The 16,668-nt window shown below is 66.2% G+C and carries 17 protein-coding genes; 12 read left to right on the top strand and 5 right to left on the bottom strand.

The window, feature by feature from the left end; genetic code table 11:
- Positions 1-9 precede the first annotated feature (9 nt).
- Complete coding sequence (locus ABC969_RS12460) at positions 10-1,611, top strand: carboxyl transferase domain-containing protein (RefSeq protein ID WP_345865338.1); 1,602 nt, start codon at positions 10-12, stop codon at positions 1,609-1,611.
- A gap of 43 nt (positions 1,612-1,654) precedes the next feature.
- Here the strand turns inward: ABC969_RS12460 and ABC969_RS12455 are convergent, their stop codons facing one another.
- Complete coding sequence (locus ABC969_RS12455; RefSeq protein ID WP_345865337.1) at positions 1,655-1,984, bottom strand: GIY-YIG nuclease family protein; 330 nt, start codon at positions 1,982-1,984, stop codon at positions 1,655-1,657.
- A 158-nt stretch (positions 1,985-2,142) separates the two neighbouring features.
- Here ABC969_RS12455 and ABC969_RS12450 point away from each other — a divergent pair, with 158 nt between their 5' ends.
- From ABC969_RS12450 to ABC969_RS12415, 8 genes are all read left to right on the top strand, one after another.
- Positions 2,143-2,607 (top strand): nuclear transport factor 2 family protein, encoded by a 465-nt coding sequence (locus ABC969_RS12450; protein ID WP_345865336.1) that lies wholly within the window; start codon positions 2,143-2,145, stop codon positions 2,605-2,607.
- A gap of 157 nt (positions 2,608-2,764) precedes the next feature.
- On the top strand, positions 2,765-4,621 hold the full coding sequence (locus tag ABC969_RS12445) for an acetyl/propionyl/methylcrotonyl-CoA carboxylase subunit alpha (RefSeq protein WP_345865335.1): 1,857 nt from the start codon (positions 2,765-2,767) through the stop codon (positions 4,619-4,621).
- 118 nt (positions 4,622-4,739) lie between these two features.
- Positions 4,740-5,195, top strand: coding sequence for a MaoC family dehydratase (locus ABC969_RS12440; protein WP_345865334.1), 456 nt, complete (start codon positions 4,740-4,742; stop codon positions 5,193-5,195).
- 34 nt (positions 5,196-5,229) lie between these two features.
- Positions 5,230-5,712 (top strand): DUF2141 domain-containing protein, encoded by a 483-nt coding sequence (locus tag ABC969_RS12435; RefSeq protein ID WP_345865333.1) that lies wholly within the window; start codon positions 5,230-5,232, stop codon positions 5,710-5,712.
- Between the two features lie 31 nt (positions 5,713-5,743).
- Positions 5,744-6,418: a nucleoside/nucleotide kinase family protein gene (locus ABC969_RS12430; RefSeq protein ID WP_345865332.1), complete on the top strand. Its 675-nt coding sequence runs from the start codon at positions 5,744-5,746 to the stop codon at positions 6,416-6,418.
- A 33-nt stretch (positions 6,419-6,451) separates the two neighbouring features.
- Positions 6,452-7,117: a nucleoside/nucleotide kinase family protein gene (locus ABC969_RS12425; RefSeq protein ID WP_345865331.1), complete on the top strand. Its 666-nt coding sequence runs from the start codon at positions 6,452-6,454 to the stop codon at positions 7,115-7,117.
- Complete coding sequence (locus ABC969_RS12420; RefSeq protein WP_345865330.1) at positions 7,114-8,451, top strand: lipopolysaccharide biosynthesis protein; 1,338 nt, start codon at positions 7,114-7,116, stop codon at positions 8,449-8,451. Before ABC969_RS12425 ends, ABC969_RS12420 begins: the two co-directional genes overlap by 4 nt.
- On the top strand, positions 8,448-9,266 hold the full coding sequence (locus ABC969_RS12415) for a hypothetical protein (protein ID WP_345865329.1): 819 nt from the start codon (positions 8,448-8,450) through the stop codon (positions 9,264-9,266). Before ABC969_RS12420 ends, ABC969_RS12415 begins: the two co-directional genes overlap by 4 nt.
- 7 nt (positions 9,267-9,273) lie before the next feature.
- Here the strand turns inward: ABC969_RS12415 and ABC969_RS12410 are convergent, their stop codons facing one another.
- Positions 9,274-10,692 carry a hypothetical protein gene (locus tag ABC969_RS12410; RefSeq protein ID WP_345865327.1) on the bottom strand — a complete coding sequence of 473 codons (1,419 nt, stop codon included), beginning with the start codon at positions 10,690-10,692 and terminating at the stop codon, positions 9,274-9,276.
- Between the two features lie 170 nt (positions 10,693-10,862).
- Between ABC969_RS12410 and ABC969_RS12405 the strand changes: the two genes are divergently transcribed.
- Genes ABC969_RS12405 through ABC969_RS12395 form a run of 3 tightly spaced genes read left to right on the top strand, consistent with a single transcriptional unit; the run spans position 10,863 to position 13,578 of the window.
- Positions 10,863-11,912: a diacylglycerol/lipid kinase family protein gene (locus ABC969_RS12405; protein WP_345865326.1), complete on the top strand. Its 1,050-nt coding sequence runs from the start codon at positions 10,863-10,865 to the stop codon at positions 11,910-11,912.
- Positions 11,909-12,823: a hypothetical protein gene (locus ABC969_RS12400; protein WP_345865325.1), complete on the top strand. Its 915-nt coding sequence runs from the start codon at positions 11,909-11,911 to the stop codon at positions 12,821-12,823. Before ABC969_RS12405 ends, ABC969_RS12400 begins: the two co-directional genes overlap by 4 nt.
- Positions 12,793-13,578: an NTP transferase domain-containing protein gene (locus ABC969_RS12395; protein ID WP_345865324.1), complete on the top strand. Its 786-nt coding sequence runs from the start codon at positions 12,793-12,795 to the stop codon at positions 13,576-13,578. The genes ABC969_RS12400 and ABC969_RS12395 overlap by 31 nt, the downstream gene beginning before the upstream one ends.
- A gap of 25 nt (positions 13,579-13,603) precedes the next feature.
- Here ABC969_RS12395 and ABC969_RS12390 read toward each other — a convergent pair whose 3' ends face one another.
- The 3 genes from ABC969_RS12390 to tal all read right to left on the bottom strand — a co-directional run bounded on the left by ABC969_RS12390 (position 13,604) and on the right by tal (position 16,582).
- A complete protein-coding gene (locus ABC969_RS12390; protein WP_345865323.1) occupies positions 13,604-14,419 on the bottom strand; it encodes a Cof-type HAD-IIB family hydrolase in 816 nt (271 codons plus the stop codon).
- The gene (gnd, locus tag ABC969_RS12385; RefSeq protein WP_345865322.1) at positions 14,416-15,402 is read right to left on the bottom strand and encodes a phosphogluconate dehydrogenase (NAD(+)-dependent, decarboxylating); all 987 of its coding nucleotides are present in this window, start codon (positions 15,400-15,402) and stop codon (positions 14,416-14,418) included. Before gnd ends, ABC969_RS12390 begins: the two co-directional genes overlap by 4 nt.
- Positions 15,403-15,463: 61 nt before the next feature.
- The gene (tal, locus tag ABC969_RS12380) at positions 15,464-16,582 is read right to left on the bottom strand and encodes a transaldolase (protein ID WP_345865321.1); all 1,119 of its coding nucleotides are present in this window, start codon (positions 16,580-16,582) and stop codon (positions 15,464-15,466) included.
- Positions 16,583-16,668 lie beyond the last annotated feature (86 nt).

Below are 16,668 nucleotides of genomic sequence, written 5' to 3'. Positions count from 1 at the left end.
AGCTATGGGGTGACCGCGCCAACCCTCGCCACCGCGCTTTCCCCCGACAGCGAAACCTTCCACGCCAACGCGCAGCATAACCGCGCGCTGGCCGAGCGCCTCCGCGCCGACGTCGCCCGCGCCTCCCTCGGCGGCACCGAAAAATCCCGCGAGCGCCACACCGCGCGCGGCAAGCTGCTCCCTCGCGATCGTGTCGAGCGTCTGCTCGATCCCGGCAGCCCCTTTCTCGAGATCGGCCAGCTCGCCGCCAATGGCCTGTACGACAATGACGTCCCCGGCGCCGGCCTGATCGCCGGGATCGGCCGCGTCTCCGGCCGCCAGGTCATGATCCTGTGCAACGACGCGACGGTGAAGGGCGGCACCTATTATCCGCTGACCGTCAAGAAGCATCTCCGCGCGCAGGAAATCGCCGAGCAGAACATGCTGCCGTGCATCTACCTGGTCGATTCGGGCGGCGCCAACCTGCCGCACCAGGCCGAGGTCTTCCCCGATCGCGATCATTTCGGCCGCATCTTCTTCAACCAGGCCAATATGAGCGCGAAAGGCATCCCGCAGATCGCCTGCGTGATGGGCAGCTGCACCGCCGGCGGTGCCTACGTTCCCGCCATGTCCGACGAGACGATCATCGTGCGCGGTCAGGGCACGATCTTCCTCGCCGGCCCGCCCTTGGTGAAGGCCGCGACCGGCGAGGTGATCTCGGCCGAGGAACTGGGCGGTGCCGACACGCACGGCCGCCGATCGGGTGTGGTCGATCACGTCGCCGAGAATGACGAGCACGCGCTGACCATCGTCCGCGACATCGTCTCGACGCTGCAGCCGCAAGCCGGCGGCACCGTCAACCTGCAGGATCCGCGCCCGCCGAAGTTCGACGCCGAGGAATTGTACGGCATCGTGCCGCAGGACGTCCGCGCGCCCTACGACGTGCACGAGATCATCGCGCGGCTCGTGGACGGCAGCGAATTCCACGAATTCAAAGCGCTCTATGGCACCAGCCTGGTGTGCGGTTTCGCGCACATCTGGGGCATCCCCGTCGCGATCCTTGCCAATAACGGCGTGTTGTTCAGCGAAAGCGCGCAGAAAGGCGCGCATTTCATCGAGCTTGCCTGCCAGCGCCGCATCCCCTTGCTGTTCCTGCAGAACATCTCGGGCTTCATGGTCGGCGGCAGATACGAGGCGGAGGGCATCGCCAAGCACGGCGCCAAGCTCGTCACTGCGGTGGCCACCGCCACCGTGCCCAAGATCACCGTGCTGATCGGCGGCAGCTTCGGCGCGGGCAATTACGGCATGTGCGGCCGGGCTTATTCCCCACGCTTCCTGTTCAGCTGGCCGAACAGCCGCATCAGCGTGATGGGCGGCGAACAGGCCGCGTCCGTGCTGGCCACGGTCCACCGCGATGCGGAGACTTGGTCGGACCAGGAAGCCGAAGCGTTCAAGGCGCCCGTCCGCCAGAAATATGAAGACGAAGGCAATCCCTGGTACGCCACCGCGCGCCTGTGGGACGACGGCATCATCGATCCCGCGCAAACCCGCGACGTCTTGGGATTAGCCTTCGCCGCCACGCTAAACGCCCCCATCCCGACGCGCCCCGCGTTCGGCGTGTTCCGCATGTGAGGCGATGACGATGCCCCATCATGCTCGTCATCCTGAACTCGTTTCAGGATCCACCGCGCGGCACCGGCGACCCGATCGGTTCCAGTCCCAGAGTCACCGCGAGATCGTCCCAATCGGGATTGTCGCGCTCGATAAGGTTCATTTTCCACTCTCGATGCCACCGCTTCAACTGCTTTTCGCGTGCAATCGCGGTCGGCATGTCGGCAAACATTTCGAACCGGACCAGCCGGCATATGCCGTAGCGCGCGGTAAAGCCGGGGATCTGACCCGCGCGATGCTGATACAGTCGCGCGAGCAGGTTCGACGTCACGCCGATATAGATCGCACCGATCCGGCCGTTGGCGAGCATGTACACACAGGGCTGCTTGGGCATCGCGCGCTCTCCCCCGCGGGAGCTTGCCGCGCGGTGGATGCTGAAACAAGTTCAGCATGACGGAAAGATAGCATGATCCGATCGCCGTCCCTCCACCATTCGCCGCAAGAGGCAAATGGTCCCCCGTCCCGTGCCGGGGACGAATCAGAAGGAATCTCATGCCCCTGATCCTCGCCCTCCTCCTCGCGCAAACCACCCCCATTCCGCCGATCCCCAAGGGCACCGGTCTGCCGCCCCCGGGCACCGCGGAAGCCACCGTCATGGCCCCCATCAACGCGCTGTTCGCAGCGATCGCCGCGCGCGATGGCGCGGCGGTGCTGCCGCATGTCCTGCCCGATGGCGGCGTCATCGCCGCCGACGGCAGCAAGATCAGCCGCCGCAGCTGGCCCGCCTGGGCCGCATCGATCACGCCCGGCCCGCAACGCTATCAGGAACGGCTGTACGATCCCGCGATCGAGGTTGACGGCGATATCGCCATGGTCTGGGGCCGCTACGATTTCCGCATCGATGGCAAGATCGTGCATTGCGGCTATGATCATATCGATCTGGTGCGCGATGCCGGGCGCTGGAAGATCGCCAACATCAGCTATTCCGCGCGCACCAGCGGATGCGACGCGTCATGAATATTGGCGCTGTCCTACAAGGGGCGATTCGGCCTATCCTCGCCATGATGACGCGCGCGCCCCGCCTCGCTCCCCTGCCAACGCCGCGCACGACTGTTGAGACGCCCCGCCAAAACCGCGCCAGCGTCTCAACATTGACAACATTGGGCGGCGCAAGATGCTGAAATCCCTGCTCATCGCCAATCGTGGCGAGATCGCCTGCCGCATCATCCGCACCGCGCGGGCGATGGGCGTCCGCACGATCGCGGTCTATTCCGACGCCGATGCCAAGGCGCTGCACGTCCGCCAGGCGGATGAGGCGGTGCATATCGGCCCGAGCCCGGCGCGCGAAAGTTACCTCGTCGGCGACAAGATCATCGCCGCCGCGCTGCAGACCGGCGCGGAGGCGATCCACCCCGGTTACGGCTTCCTCAGCGAAAACGCCGATTTCGCGCAGGCCGTGATCGACGCCGGGCTGATCTGGGTCGGCCCCAAGCCGGACAGTATCCGCGCCATGGGCCTGAAGGATGCGGCGAAGGAGCGGATGATCGCCGCTGGCGTGCCCGTCACCCCGGGCTATCTCGGCGCCGATCAGTCGCCCGAGCGGCTGGCGGCGGAGGCCGACAAGATCGGCTACCCGGTGCTGATCAAGGCGGTCGCCGGCGGCGGCGGCAAGGGCATGCGCCGCGTCGATGACGCCGCCGATTTTGCCGACTCGCTCGTCTCGTGCCAGCGCGAGGCCGCATCCAGCTTCGGCAATACGGATGTGCTGATCGAGAAATACATCCTCTCGCCGCGCCATATCGAGGTGCAGGTGTTCGGCGACAGCCACGGCAACGTCGTCCACCTGTTCGAGCGCGATTGCAGCCTGCAGCGCCGCCACCAGAAGGTCATCGAGGAAGCCCCCGCACCGGGGATGGACGAGGAAACGCGCGCCGCGGTCTGCGACGCCGCAGTGCGTGCGGCCCAGGCGGTCGATTATGTCGGCGCTGGCACGATCGAATTCATCGCCGATGCCAGCGAGGGCCTGCGCGCCGATCGCATCTGGTTCATGGAAATGAACACGCGGCTGCAGGTCGAGCATCCGGTGACCGAGGAGATTACCGGGCAGGATCTGGTCGAATGGCAGCTGCGCGTGGCCAGCGGCGAGCCGTTGCCCAAGCGGCAGGATCAGCTCGAAATCCACGGCTGGGCGATGGAAGCGCGGCTCTATGCCGAAAACCCCGCCACCGGCTTCCTGCCCTCGACCGGCCTGATCGAGCATCTTCAGCTGCCGAGTTTCGCGCGGCTCGAAACCGGGGTGGAGGAGGGCGGCGAGGTCTCCCCCTTCTACGATCCGATGATCGCCAAGATCATCGTTCACGAGCCCAGCCGGTCCGCCGCGATCGAGGAGTTGTGGGAGGCGACCAGCGATGTCGAGGTCTGGCCGGTGCGCACCAATGCCGGTTTCCTCGCGCGGCTCTGCCTCGACGCGGATTTCCGCAGCGGTACGATCGATACCGGATTGATCGAGCGCCGCGGCGAGGCGCTGACCATCCCGCCCGCGCCGCAGGAGACGCATCTGCGCGAGGCGGCGGCGGCGCTTGCCGCGCGCCCCGTGCGCGGCGTGTGGGAAGGCGCCATCGGCTTGCGGCTCAACGCCGCGCCCCGCGCCGAGGCGCGCATCGTCGACGACGCCGGGCAGGTGCATGTCGTCAGCGATCTGATGATCGACGATGGCCCGCCGCAGGATGAGGTGATCAGCTTCTATCTCGGCGAGGGCCGCGGCTATCGCCTCGCGCAGCCCCGCGGCACGGCCAGCGGCGCCGCCGCCGATGGCGCGATCCTCTCGCCTATGCCCGGCCGCATCATTGCGGTGGATGTCGCGGCGGGCGATGCCGTGATCAAGGGCCAGAAGCTCGTCACGCTCGAGGCGATGAAGATGGAGCATAGCCTCGTCGCCCCGTTCGACGGCACGGTGGAGACGCTGGCGGCGGTGATCGGCGGGCAGGTGTCCGAAGGCGCGGTGCTGGTGAAGATCACCGCCATTACCTAGCTTTGTGGGCGGCGCGCCCCACATCCACTCCGCCACCCCGGAACAAGTCCGGGGTGACAAACGGGGGAGGGGCGTACCCCCGCAAAATCCGGCCTCCGCCGGCAATGAGGAGAAGAACATGGCCGGCCGCTATTACGACGAATGGCAAATCGGCGACCAAATCACGCACGAAATCCGCCGCACCGTCACCGAGACCGACAATCTCCTCTTCTCGACCATGACGCATAACCCGCAGCCGCTGCATCTCGACGCCGAGGCGGCAAAGGCCAGCGAGTTCGGCCAGATCCTCGTCAATGGTACTTTCACCTTCGCGCTGATGGTCGGCCTGTCGGTCGGCGACACCACGCTCGGCACGCTCGTCGCCAATCTCGGCTACGACAAGCTGGTCCACCCGAGCCCGGTGTTCATCGGCGATACGATGCGCGCCGAAACCGAAGTGACGGATCTGAAAGACAGCAAATCGCGCCCCAATGCCGGCATCGTCACCTTCACGCATCGGCTGATCAACCAGCGCGATCAGCTCGTCTGCCAGTGCCTGCGCACTGCGCTGTTGCTGCGCACGCCCGTCGGTTAAGGCTGGCGCAACCTGCGATCAGGCAAGGAGCCGCATGATTTATTCTCTGATAGCCTTGCTCGCCGCACCAGCGGCGCCCCAAACCGTGCAATGCGCGCCCGGCACGCAGCATCCCGTGCTGGTCAAGGTCACCGGCCTCAAGAACCGCCAGGGCCAGCTGCGCGTGCGGCTGTTCGGCGGCTCCACCGCGACCTATTTCGACAAGAAGCGCACCGTCGTCCGGCTCGAAATCCCCACCCCGCGTACCGGGCCGGTGATGATCTGCGTCGCCGCGCCGCGTCCCGGCGTCTATGCCGTCGATGTCCGCCACGATACCAATGGCAATGGCGATACCGATCGTGCCGATGGCGGCGGCATTTCGGGCAATCCCAATGTCGGGCTGATGGACGTGATCTTCAAACGCAAGCCCGATCCCGCCATCACGCAGTTCCGCGTCGGCGGCGGGGCGACGACCGTGCCGGTCCAGGTCAAATATCTGCAGGGCGGATCGTTCAAGCCGGCGCGAACGATCGATTGACGCGCGCGCGGGCGATGGTCAGGGCAGGGGCATGGCACCGCTTATCGCGATCATCGGCTGTGACGGCTCAGGCAAATCCACGCTGGCCGCCGATATGGTGGCCACGCTGGGGGCCGAACGCCCCGTCGCCACGCGCTATCTCGGCCTGGGGTCGGGTGCGATCGGCGAGCGGATCAAGCGCTGGCCGCTGATCGGCGCTGCGCTCGAACGCCGCCTGGCGCGCAAGGGCAAACAGACGCGCACCAGGGGCGAGCGCATCCCCGGCCTGGCGACGGCGCTGGTGATCTACAATTTCTCGCTGCTCCGCCGCCGCCGCTTCCTGCAAGTCCTGGCGCTGCGCCGCCAGGGCGTCACGGTGATCACCGATCGCTATCCGCAGATCGACATGCCCGGGTTCTATGACGGCCCCGGCCTATCCGCCGCTGCCGCCCGCAGCGCCCCCGTCGCCTGGCTCGCCGCCCGCGAACGCCGGCTCTACGCGTGGATGGCCAGCCATCAGCCCACGCTCGTCATCCGTCTCAACATCGATGCCGAAACCGCGCACGCCCGCAAACCCGAACACGATATCGAGCTGCTCCGCCAGAAGGTCGCCGTCACCCCCTTGCTGCGCTTCAATGGCGCGCCGATCGTTGATCTCGACTCACGCGCGCCCTATGCGCAGGTCCGGCAGCGCGCGCTGGATGCAATTCGCGCCGCCATCGGCTGACCCGCGGACCGCCCGCGATACGGAAGAACAAGCATGGCGCCGCTCATCGCGATCGTGGGCTCGGACGGATCGGGCAAATCGACCGTCGGCACGGCATTGCTCGCCTGGATGAACGAGCGTCAGGCGACCGAATTGCACCATCTCGGCAAGCAAACGGGCAATATCGGCCGCGCCATCGCCCGTTGGCCGCTGATCGGCGGCAAGCTCGACAAGGCGATCGTCAAGAAGTCCGGCGGGGCGAAAAAGGGTGGCGGGCCGACCGCGTTTACCGCCATAATCATCTATGCGTTTTCGATGCGCCGCGTGCGCCGGTTCAGGAAGATGCTCGCCGCCCGCCAGCGCGGCATCGCGATCCTCGCCGATCGCTTCCCGCAGACCGCGGTGCCCGGCCCGATGGACGGGCTCGGCCTGGCCAAGGCCGGCGCGGGCCTGCCTGGCCGCCTCGCCCGGCGCGAGCGCGCGCAGTATGAATGGATGGAGCAGTACCGCCCTGATCTGGTGCTCCGCCTGAATGTCGATCTGCCGACCGCGCTCGCCCGCAAGCCCGATCACCGGCCGTCATCGCTGGCCACCAAGATCGCCGATGTGCCGCGGCTGACCTTCAACGGCGCCAGGATCGTCGATCTCGATTCGACGCAACCACTGGACCTGGTGATCGAACAGGCCAAGGCGGCGATCAGCGAAACGCTCGGCTGGTGAGGCAGTGGTTCGCTGACGGCGTGTTCCGCACGGTGCTGCGCAACGCCGGCTATCTCGCCTCGGGCAAACTGGTCGGCGCCTTGCTCGGTCTGGTCGCCCTGGCGTGCGCCGGGCGCGGCCTGTCGCTGACGCAGTTTGGCGTGCTGATGATCATCCATACCTATGCCAGCGGCGCGGGCGGCTTGGTTAAGTTCCAGACCTGGCAATATATCGTGCGTTACGCCACGCCCGCGCTGCACCACGGCGATGGCAAACAGGCGCGCGACGTGATCCGCTTCGCCTTCGGGCTCGATCTGGCCAGCGGCCTCGTCGGCATGATCGGCGCGATGGCGCTCCTGCCGTTCCTCGCCGGCTATTTCGGCATCGGCGGCGATTATCTGTGGATCGCCATGGCCTATTGCACTTTGATCCCGACCATGACCGAGGCGACCGCCACGGGGTCGCTTCGCGTGCTCGATCGCTTCGATCTCATCGCGCAGCAACAGGTGGTCACCCCGTTCCTGCGCGGCAGCGGCGCGGCGATCGCCTATGCCGGCGGTTTCGGCCTGCCGGGATTCGTGCTCGCCTGGTATGTCGCCGATCTGCTTGGCGATCTGGCACTGTGGGGTTTTGCCGTACGCGAACTGAAGCGGCGCGGCATGCTGGATGCGTTGCGGCCGGGCATGTTCGGCGTCGCGCGGCGGCTGCCCGAAGCGTGGAAGTTCGTGTGGACCACCAATGCCGCGCACTCGGTCTATGCCGCCTGGGGCCCGCTCAGCAATCTTGTCGTCGCGACGATCCTGGGGCCGGTCGCCGCCGGCCTCTACAAGATCGCCAGCACCTTGCTCGATTCCGCCACCAAACCCGCTGATCTGCTGCGCAAAGGCTATTATCCCGAGATCATGCGGCTCGATCCGCGCGATCCGCGTCCGTGGCTGCTGGGCGTGCGCACCGGGCTGCTCGCGGGCGGACTGGGGCTGCTGGTGGTTGCTGTCGTACTGCTCGGCGGCAAGCCACTGATCGCGCTCGTCTTCGGGCAGAAATATCTGCCGGCGTTCGATCTGCTGCGGCTGATGGTGTTCTCGCTGGCGATCCAGATGGCTACTTTCCCGCTCGAATCCCTGCTCTACATGGCCGGGCGGCAGGGCGCGGCGCTGATCGCCCAGATCGTCGCGGTCGCCGCGTATCTCACCTTGCTCGCCATCCTCACGCACCGCTTCGGGTTAAACGGGGCAGGCGTGGCGTATTTGCTCGGCAGCGTCGCGGTGGCGTCGTGCATGCTGGTGCCGACGCTGATCGCCTATCGCCGCCGCGCCACGCTGCCGTGGCCGCCGATCAGGGTCGAGCCGGCATGAGCGGCTTTTCGCAAGCGCAGCTCGATGCGCTGTTCGCCGCGATCCTGGTCAACGACGTGGTCGATGCCGCGGTCCAGCTCCCGCCGGCGATTCGCCTCGATTATCCGACCGGGCATCTGGCGGACGGCTTCGCGCTGTCGCGGCAATTATGGGAAACGGGGTTCGATCGCGGCGCGCTGATCGCCATGGCGACGAAGCTTGGCCGCGAGGGCACGATCGATGCCACCGAACAGCTGTGGTTCAAGCACGTCCGGGCCAAATTCAAGCATCTGCGCTTCGCTTTCGTACTGTATGGCGTGGAACATCGCTGCCCGCCGACGTTCAAGGCCGTCACCACCTCGATGGGGCATTTGCAGGACGCCTTTCGGAATGGCCGGCCCGGCGCGGTGACACGGCAGGCGGTCTTGCTCCGCTTGCTGCTCGCCCGCATGCCGCTGGCCGTGCTCGGTCGCGAGATTATCCGCATGAAGCCCAGCGACAGCGCCGATTTCCGCCGCTTCACGCTGGGCCAGATCGGCGAACTGCGCGCCATGCTGGCAGCGGATCGCGTTACCGGCCATCAATTCCACGTCGCGCGCAAGATCGTCAGCCGCCAGGTCTCGTTCCATGACGATATGCGCACGATTCATCCGTCGCCCGAGCATCTGGCGCTGTCGCGCTATCTCAGCGCGATCAACGGGTTGATGGGTCAATATCATGACGGTCTGGTGCTGCGCAAAGTCAGCGGCGAACTCGATTATGCCCGCGAAACCTTCGCCTTTCCGCCCGACATCCGCGCCCGCTTGCTCGCGTTAGTGGGCGGCTACCCCTCCTGAATCGTCATCACCGTTTCGGCACCAGCAGCTCAATACCATCCTTGGCATAGACCGTCCGATAGTGCGCCCGGATCGCCGGGATCAGCCGGTTTTCCTGCCAGCCCGGATTATGCCCGCGCATCTGGATCATTGCGAACCGGCCCTCCGCCAGCGCCGGTGCCAGTGCCGCGGCTTTGTCCTGCAGCAGTCGCTGCTTGACCGAGAAAAAGTCGATCCCGCTCTCGCGCCCGGCCCAATAGCAATAGGCCTGGTCATCGCACGCCACGGGTCCGCGGGCGGTGGCCAGCGCCGCGATCAGCGGTGCTGCATTGCGCACCGCATCGTCCCGCGTGCGCAGTTCACGCACGTTGGCGGCGGTGGCAATCGGCACCAGGCACAGCGCCGGCAACACGCTGATCCCGATCCAGGCAATGGACGGCCGCGGCCTCAGTGACGTCGCCACCGGCACGGCGACGGCCAGGGCGATCACGGTCTCGAAAAAGGCGTTGACGTCCACGCCGCTGCCGGCGCGCTGAATGATGCCAAGCGGGATCGACACGGCGAACAGACACAGCGGCAGCGCCAGTCGCCGGTCCTGTCGCCACTGCCTCAGCAACGGGCGGCAGGCGATCAGCACCGGGATCATCGCCAGCAACAATGGCCCGCCCTTGGCCAGCATGCGCATGGCCGAATAGCTGCGTGCGGGCGCCAGCACGTCGATGAACGCCGTCATGCCCCAGAGCGCATATACCCCGGCGCAAGCGATCGCCGTAAACAGCGCGCCGAAGCCGATCCACGCGATCAGCGCGCGGCGGTCGAACAGCATCAGCCACACGGTCACGGCAATGGGAAAGGCGACCAGATTGTGTTTGATCAGCTCGCCCGCCACCATCAGCACGGCGGCGATCGCGATGCTGCGCAGGCTCGGCGTGCCACCGGCGCGGCGCGGCACCATGAAAAACACGCCCCACGCCATTGCCGCATCCCCCAGCCATTGCGGGTCGTTCATCGCGACATAAGTGCGCAGCAACGTCACCGAATAGGCCCCGAACAGCATGATGCCGGCCAATTTCCATCGCGGTCCCGGTGCCAGCCGCGCCACGATCGCCCACACCGCCAGCGCGCACGCCAGTTGCGCCGACAATGCCAGAAGCCGCCCGGCCAGGATGATGTCACCCGTCACCGTGCCGAATAGACCCACGACGAGAAAGGACAGCGGCGGATAATTGTTTGCGATCAGCGCTTCCGGATCGGGATAGAGCGCCGCCGCTCCAAACAGGCGGACGACATGCTGGGCATTCCAGCCTTCGTTTACGCTCAGCGCCGCGGGCGCTGGCAGCCACCATAATCGCCCGACGCACAACAGCACGATGACTAGCCCGGCAAGCAGCCACGCCAGGCGTTCGCGTCGCTCGACGCGGAGCAACTCTGTGGGTGGATGGGCCATGGCACGCCTTAACTGGATTTGCTGCACTTGCGAACGTTTCGTAGGCTGCCCAAATACTGACACGAATGTGTCTCATAACCGTCATCCGGGCGGCATGCGACGCGTTTCACGTTGCAACCTGTGTCCCTGTTGCACGTTACGTATTTATTACAGCCGGAAGGGCGAGATTGATGAAGTCCATTTTGCCGCTCGAGGCGCAAAGCCTGATCGGCACGGTAGTTCGCCACGGCTACGCACCGGCGACGCCACGTGCGCATCCAGCGCCTACGCGTCCTTTGCCGCTCCGAATCGCCACGCCAGCCGATGCCGAGACTCGCATCGGCATCATCCATAATGCGCGCGCGCGGCTCAACGTGTCGCGCCATCGGCCTGTGCCGCTTGAGGGCTGCGAGCATGCAATGCCGGGATCGCATGCCGAACTCGATCGTGCGCTGGCCGGCTTCGCCGCGAATGGCGTCAACGCCCTGGTCATCGATGGCGGTGACGGCACGATCCGCGATGTGATGTCGGCTGCACTGCGTCACTTCACCGGCGTGTTTCCGCGCGTCGCGGTCATTCCCTCGGGCAAGACCAACGCGCTGGCGGTCGATCTCGGCCTGCCGCTTAACTGGACGGTGGCGGAAGCAGTCGAGGCGATCCGTCTTGGCGGTATCAAGGAACGCGCGCCGCTCGAAGTATGGCGCCCCGGCGATCGCGAAACCAGCTTGCGCGGCTTCATCTTCGGTGCCGGTGCCTTCGTCCGGGCGACCGGGCTGGCGCAGACCACGCATCGCTTCGGCGCGTTCAACGGCCTTTCCGTGGGGCTGTCGATTTTCGGTGCCGTCGCACAGACCGTGTTTGGCGGGCGCAACAATTCGTGGCGCCGGGGGCAGGCCATGCGCGTCGCGCCCGTTGGGGCGGTCGCGGTCGAAGGGCCGCAATATATGCTGCTCGGCTCGACGCTGACGCGCATGCCGCTTGGCATCAAGCCATTCGGCCGCTCGCGCGGCGGTTTGAAATTGTTGCGGATCGATGCCCAGCCGCGCCACATCCTCGCCATGCTTCCGGCATTGCTGGGCGGCAAGAACGATGCATCACTGCCCCGCAATGGCTATCATCGTCTCGATGCCGAGCGCATTGAACTGACCCTGACCGGCGATTTCATTCTCGATGGAGAAACCTTTGCCGGCGGACCGCTGACGCTTTGCCAGGGCAAACCGATGCGTTTCGTCGTGCCGTGAACGCCGCGCTGGCGGATTTCGTCGCGCACGAACTGGCCACGCCAGTGTCCGTGCCGATCGCGACCATGGCCAAGCAGCTCGCCGCCGAACTCGGTGGGCGGGCGGTGCTGTTCTATGGCTCGGCGCTGCGCACCGGGGATATGGATGGTGTGCTCGATTTCTATGTGCTGACCGATCGCGCCCGCGGCTCGCTGTGGCGCCGGCTGGGGATGCGCTGGTTGTGGCCGGATGTCAGCTTTCACGAAATGGGCATCGATGGCATGATCGTGCGCGCCAAAGTCGCCACGATGCCGCTCGCCACATTCGAACAGGCCACGCGCGGATCGTTTATCGACACCACGATCTGGACACGCTTCGTGCAGCCGGCCGCGCTCATCTGGTGCGCCGATGCGGCGACGCAGCAGCGTGTGTCGCAGGCCATCGGTGATGCGGCGATCACCGCCGCGCGCTTCGCCGCCGTGCTCGGCCCGCGCCAGGCGCGCGCGCGCGACTATTGGCTGGCATTGTTTCGCGAGACGTACCGGGCCGAAATGCGTGTCGAGGCGCCGGGGCGCGAGCAGCAGATCCTGGTCTATGATCCAGCCCGTTACGATGCGCTGCTGCCGATCGCGTGGCAGGCGGGCGGCGTGCCGCACGGCCGGGAGGGCGCATTGTTGGCGCCCATGTTGTCGTTCGCGGCAATCCGCGCGCTGACCCAGGCCTGGATGGTGCGGGTGCAGGCCGGCAAGGCGCTCAACATCGCGCGGCTCATCAAGGCCACCTTCACCTTTGACGGCGCCGCGCGCTACGGCCTGTGGAAAGTGCAGCGTCACACCGGGATCAGCGTGGCATTGACGCCGTGGCGCGAGGCGCATCCGGTGCTGGCCGCGCCGGCCGTGTTATGGCGCGTGATGCGCGCGCGCGCATCGTGAGCTTCACCGCGCTGGTCCTGGCGGGATCGCGTGGCGGGGTCGATCCGCTCGCCGACTATGCCGGGGTCACTGACAAGGCGATGATCGAGATTGGCGGGCGCACGATGCTCGCGCGCGTGGTCGATGCCTTGCGGCAGGCGGGGGCCGCGCGCATCGCTGTGGTGGTTTCATCCGATGTGGTGCGCCGCCATGCCGAGCAACTCGGCGTCGACGTCATCGCCGGAGCGGCGGGGCCGAGCGCCAGTGCGGCACTGGGCTTTGCGCAATTGGGTGCGCCCTTGCTGGTCACGACCGCCGATCACGCCTTGCTCGATCCCGCCTGGGTCACGCGCTTCCTTGCCGACGTGCCGCGTGATGCCGATGTCGCGGTGTTGCTGGCAAGGCGCGACGTGATCGAGCAGGCGGTGCCCGATCCCAAGCGCACGTATCTGCGCTTCGCCGATGGCGCCTGGTCGGGCTGCAATCTGTTCTATCTCGCCACGCCCAAGGCGGCGGCGGCGATCGCCTTGTGGCAGCGCGTCGAGGCCGATCGCAAACGGCCGTGGCGCATCGTCGGGCGGCTCGGGCCGCGGCTGTTGTGGCGTTATCTCTCCGGGCGGCTGACGCTGGCCGAGGGGCTCGCCCATATCGGCACGCTCGCCAGCGTCAATGCGCGGATGGTCGCCAGCCCGTTCGGTCTGGCGGCGGTGGATGTCGACAAGCCTGCGGATCTGGATCTGGTGCGTGGCTTAATCGAACGGTCCCGCGCCGGCTGAACAGTGTGTTCGCCAGCCGGCGCGTTTACCTGGCGCCCAGGATCATCCGATCGATCGCCTGTGCCACGCCATCGGCATCATTGCCGCCGGTCACGAAATCGGCCTTGGCGCGCACTTCCGCCGGCCCTTGCGCCATGGCAATGGACAAGGCCGCGTGTTCGAACATCGGCAGGTCGTTGGCCTGGTCGCCGATCGCCGCCACGGCGGTCAGCGGCACGTCCAGCGCGTCGGCCAGGGCAGTAATGCCCGCGCCTTTATTGCCCGATAACGCCGTGACATCCAGATAATAGGTCTGCGACTGGACCACCGTCGCCAGATTACACAGCGATCCGGCGCGCTCGTGGATGCGCTGCAACACCGCCGGCTCGTCGCTGACGAAGGTGATCTTGTCCGCGCGATCGTGCAGGCTCATGAAGTCGTCGGTGATCACGGGCGCCTGGTTCGAGGCCAGCCGTTCGCTGTCGACATGCGCGCCCTGGTCGCTGCTGGCGTACCACTGATCATCGGCAAACACCCAGATGTCGACCGGTTCGTCCTCGACCAGTTCAAGCATCTCGCGCGCGACATAGGGTTCGACGAAATGCTGGCTCAGCACGGTGCCGTCGCGGGTGAACACGGTGCCGCCGTTGAATGCCCCCATCGGCGCATCGATCGCCAACGTCTCGGCGATCGGCATCATGCCCGATCGCGGCCGCGCGCTGATGATCGTGAAGCCCAGGCCAGCCGCCCGCAGCCGCCCGACCGCTGCCACCGTGGCGGGCGTCAGCTGCTTCTGCTTGTCGACCAGCGTGCCATCGACATCCGATACGACGAGCCGGATCGCCTCGTTTCCGCCGATCATTGTGGCATCTCGACATGCCCGCCAAAGCCGTAGCGCATCGCCGAGAGCAACTTATCGCCGAACGTGTGATCCACCCGGCTGCGATAGCGTGCGAACAGCGCGGCGGTCAGCACATTGGCCGGCACCTTTTCCTCCATCGCCGCGTCGATCGTCCACTGGCCTTCGCCCGAATCCGCCACGCTGCCGGTAAAGTCTTCCAGCGTCATGTCCTTGGCCAGGGCGATCGCCGACAGATCCAGCAGCCAGGACGAGATCACGCTGCCGCGGCGCCACACTTCGGCGATATCGGTCAGGTTGAGATCGAAGCGCTGGTCCTCGGCGAGATGCTCCGAGGCCTTGCCCTTGAGAATGTCGAAGCCCTCGGCATAGGCCTGCATCAGGCCATATTCGATGCCGTTATGCACCATTTTGACGAAATGCCCCGCGCCCGCCGGCCCGGCATGGATATAGCCCTGCTCGGCGCGTGCATCCTCGCCATCATCGGCCATGCGTCCTGGCGTGCGCGGGATCGTGCCCAGACCGGGTGCAAGCGCCGCCAGCATGGGATCGATATGATCGACCGCGTCCTTATCGCCGCCGATCATCATGCAATAACCGCGCTCCAGCCCCCAGACGCCGCCTGACGTGCCGACATCGATATAGCGAATGCCCTTTTCCGCCAGCGTCTTGGCGCGGCGAATATCGTCCTTGTAGAAGCTGTTGCCGCCATCGATGATGATGTCGCCTGCGCCGCATAAGGCGGCAATGCTGGTCACGGTCTGCTCGGTCGGGTCGCCTGCCGGCAGCATCACCCAGAAGATCGCGGGGGCGTCGAGCTTGCTCTTCATATCTTCCAGCGAGGCGGCGGCGATCGCGCTTTCTGCCGCCAGCATTTCGATCGCCGGCTGGTTGCGATCGAATACCACCGTCTCGTGCCCCGCGCGCATCAAGCGCCGCGCGATATTGCCGCCCATCCGGCCGAGGCCGATGATCCCGATCTTCATATGTCGTTGTCCTTCAAACCGTTAGCTGGTGCACTTCCCGCCGGAGCCCGGGGTGTAAGCCTTAGGAAGTTGCGTGCTCAGCCGGATGCTTTGCCGCAATCGCGCCAAGCAGATCGTCGAACGCCTTGGAAAAGCTCGCCACCGCTTCCTCGACCAGCGTGTCGGTCACGCCGTTGAGGTCCAGCCCGAGCCGCTCCTGCGCCGCGATCACGTCGCGCGCCGCATCGATATCGGCGGCCAGCGTCTGCCCGACCGTGCCGCGCTCGCGGAACGCGTCCATCGTCTTGGGCGGCACGGTATTCACCGTGTCCTTGCCGATCAGCGTGTCGAGATACAGCGTGTCGGGATAGTCCGGGTTCTTGGTGCCGGTCGACGCCCAGAGCAGCCGCTGCACCTGCGCGCCCTTGGCCGCCAGTGCCTGCCAGCGCTCGGTCTTGATGAAGTCCTGATACCAGGCATAGGCCATCTTGGCGTTGGCGATGGCCACCTTGCCCTTCAGTGCCTTGGCTTCCTCGCCGCCCACGCCCGCATCGATCTTGTCATCGATCTTGGCATCGATGCGGCTGACGAAGAAGCTTGCCACGCTGGCGATGCGGTCGATCGGCTGGCCCTGACGCACACGCTCCTCGAGCCCGGTGACATAGGCTTCCGCCACCGATTTGTACGCCTCGATCGAAAACAGCAACGTCACGTTGACGTTGATGCCCTCGGCGATCGTCGCGGCGATGGCGGGCACGCCGGCGGGCGTGCCGGGAATCTTGACCATCAGATTGGGGCGGCCCACCGCCGCCCACAGCTTCTTGGCTTCGGCGATCGTCGCATCGGTGTCGTTGGCGAGATAGGGCGATACCTCGAGGCTGACATAGCCGTCCTTGCCATCGAGCCGGTCGTACACCGGGCGCAGCGTATCCGCTGCCGCCTGGATGTCGAGGATCGCGAGATGCTCGTAGCGATCGATCGTCGCCGCGCCGGGATGGTTCTTGTCATAGGCGGCGAGCTCTTGGTCATAGGCATCGCCATGCCCCATCGCCTTCTCGAAGATCGTCGGGTTGGAGGTGACGCCGGTCAGCCCATCCTCGTCGACCAGCTTCTGCAGGCCGCCCGCGGCGAGGAACTTGCGATCGACAAAGTCGAGCCACACTGCCTGCCCGGCAGCGGCGAGATCGTTGAGACGGCCCATGATTATATCCTTCTACTAATATGTTGTCGCCCTCACCCTTCCGACTCCGGCGTTCCTTCCCTCGCCGATGGGAGAGGGAGGGCCCC

Source organism: Sphingomonas qilianensis, from assembly GCF_039614825.1.
GTDB classification, from domain to species: Bacteria; Pseudomonadota; Alphaproteobacteria; order Sphingomonadales; family Sphingomonadaceae; genus Sphingomonas; species Sphingomonas qilianensis.
Note: the sequence above shows the minus strand (reverse complement) of the source record. Positions and strands in the feature narration are given on the sequence as shown.

What these genes read in the sequence shown, in the direction of transcription:
- ABC969_RS12455 (WP_345865337.1), bottom strand. Translation starts at nt 1,984, where the DNA reads ATGCCCAAGCAGCCCTGTGTGTACATGCTCGCCAACGGCCGGATCGGT.
- ABC969_RS12450 (WP_345865336.1), top strand. Translation starts at nt 2,143, where the DNA reads ATGCCCCTGATCCTCGCCCTCCTCCTCGCGCAAACCACCCCCATTCCG.
- ABC969_RS12445 (WP_345865335.1), top strand. Translation starts at nt 2,765, where the DNA reads ATGCTGAAATCCCTGCTCATCGCCAATCGTGGCGAGATCGCCTGCCGC.
- ABC969_RS12440 (WP_345865334.1), top strand. Translation starts at nt 4,740, where the DNA reads ATGGCCGGCCGCTATTACGACGAATGGCAAATCGGCGACCAAATCACG.
- ABC969_RS12435 (WP_345865333.1), top strand. Translation starts at nt 5,230, where the DNA reads ATGATTTATTCTCTGATAGCCTTGCTCGCCGCACCAGCGGCGCCCCAA.
- ABC969_RS12430 (WP_345865332.1), top strand. Translation starts at nt 5,744, where the DNA reads ATGGCACCGCTTATCGCGATCATCGGCTGTGACGGCTCAGGCAAATCC.
- ABC969_RS12425 (WP_345865331.1), top strand. Translation starts at nt 6,452, where the DNA reads ATGGCGCCGCTCATCGCGATCGTGGGCTCGGACGGATCGGGCAAATCG.
- ABC969_RS12415 (WP_345865329.1), top strand. Translation starts at nt 8,448, where the DNA reads ATGAGCGGCTTTTCGCAAGCGCAGCTCGATGCGCTGTTCGCCGCGATC.
- ABC969_RS12410 (WP_345865327.1), bottom strand. Translation starts at nt 10,692, where the DNA reads ATGGCCCATCCACCCACAGAGTTGCTCCGCGTCGAGCGACGCGAACGC.
- ABC969_RS12405 (WP_345865326.1), top strand. Translation starts at nt 10,863, where the DNA reads ATGAAGTCCATTTTGCCGCTCGAGGCGCAAAGCCTGATCGGCACGGTA.
- ABC969_RS12395 (WP_345865324.1), top strand. Translation starts at nt 12,793, where the DNA reads ATGGCGCGTGATGCGCGCGCGCGCATCGTGAGCTTCACCGCGCTGGTC.
- ABC969_RS12390 (WP_345865323.1), bottom strand. Translation starts at nt 14,419, where the DNA reads ATGATCGGCGGAAACGAGGCGATCCGGCTCGTCGTATCGGATGTCGAT.
- gnd (WP_345865322.1), bottom strand. Translation starts at nt 15,402, where the DNA reads ATGAAGATCGGGATCATCGGCCTCGGCCGGATGGGCGGCAATATCGCG.
- tal (WP_345865321.1), bottom strand. Translation starts at nt 16,582, where the DNA reads ATGGGCCGTCTCAACGATCTCGCCGCTGCCGGGCAGGCAGTGTGGCTC.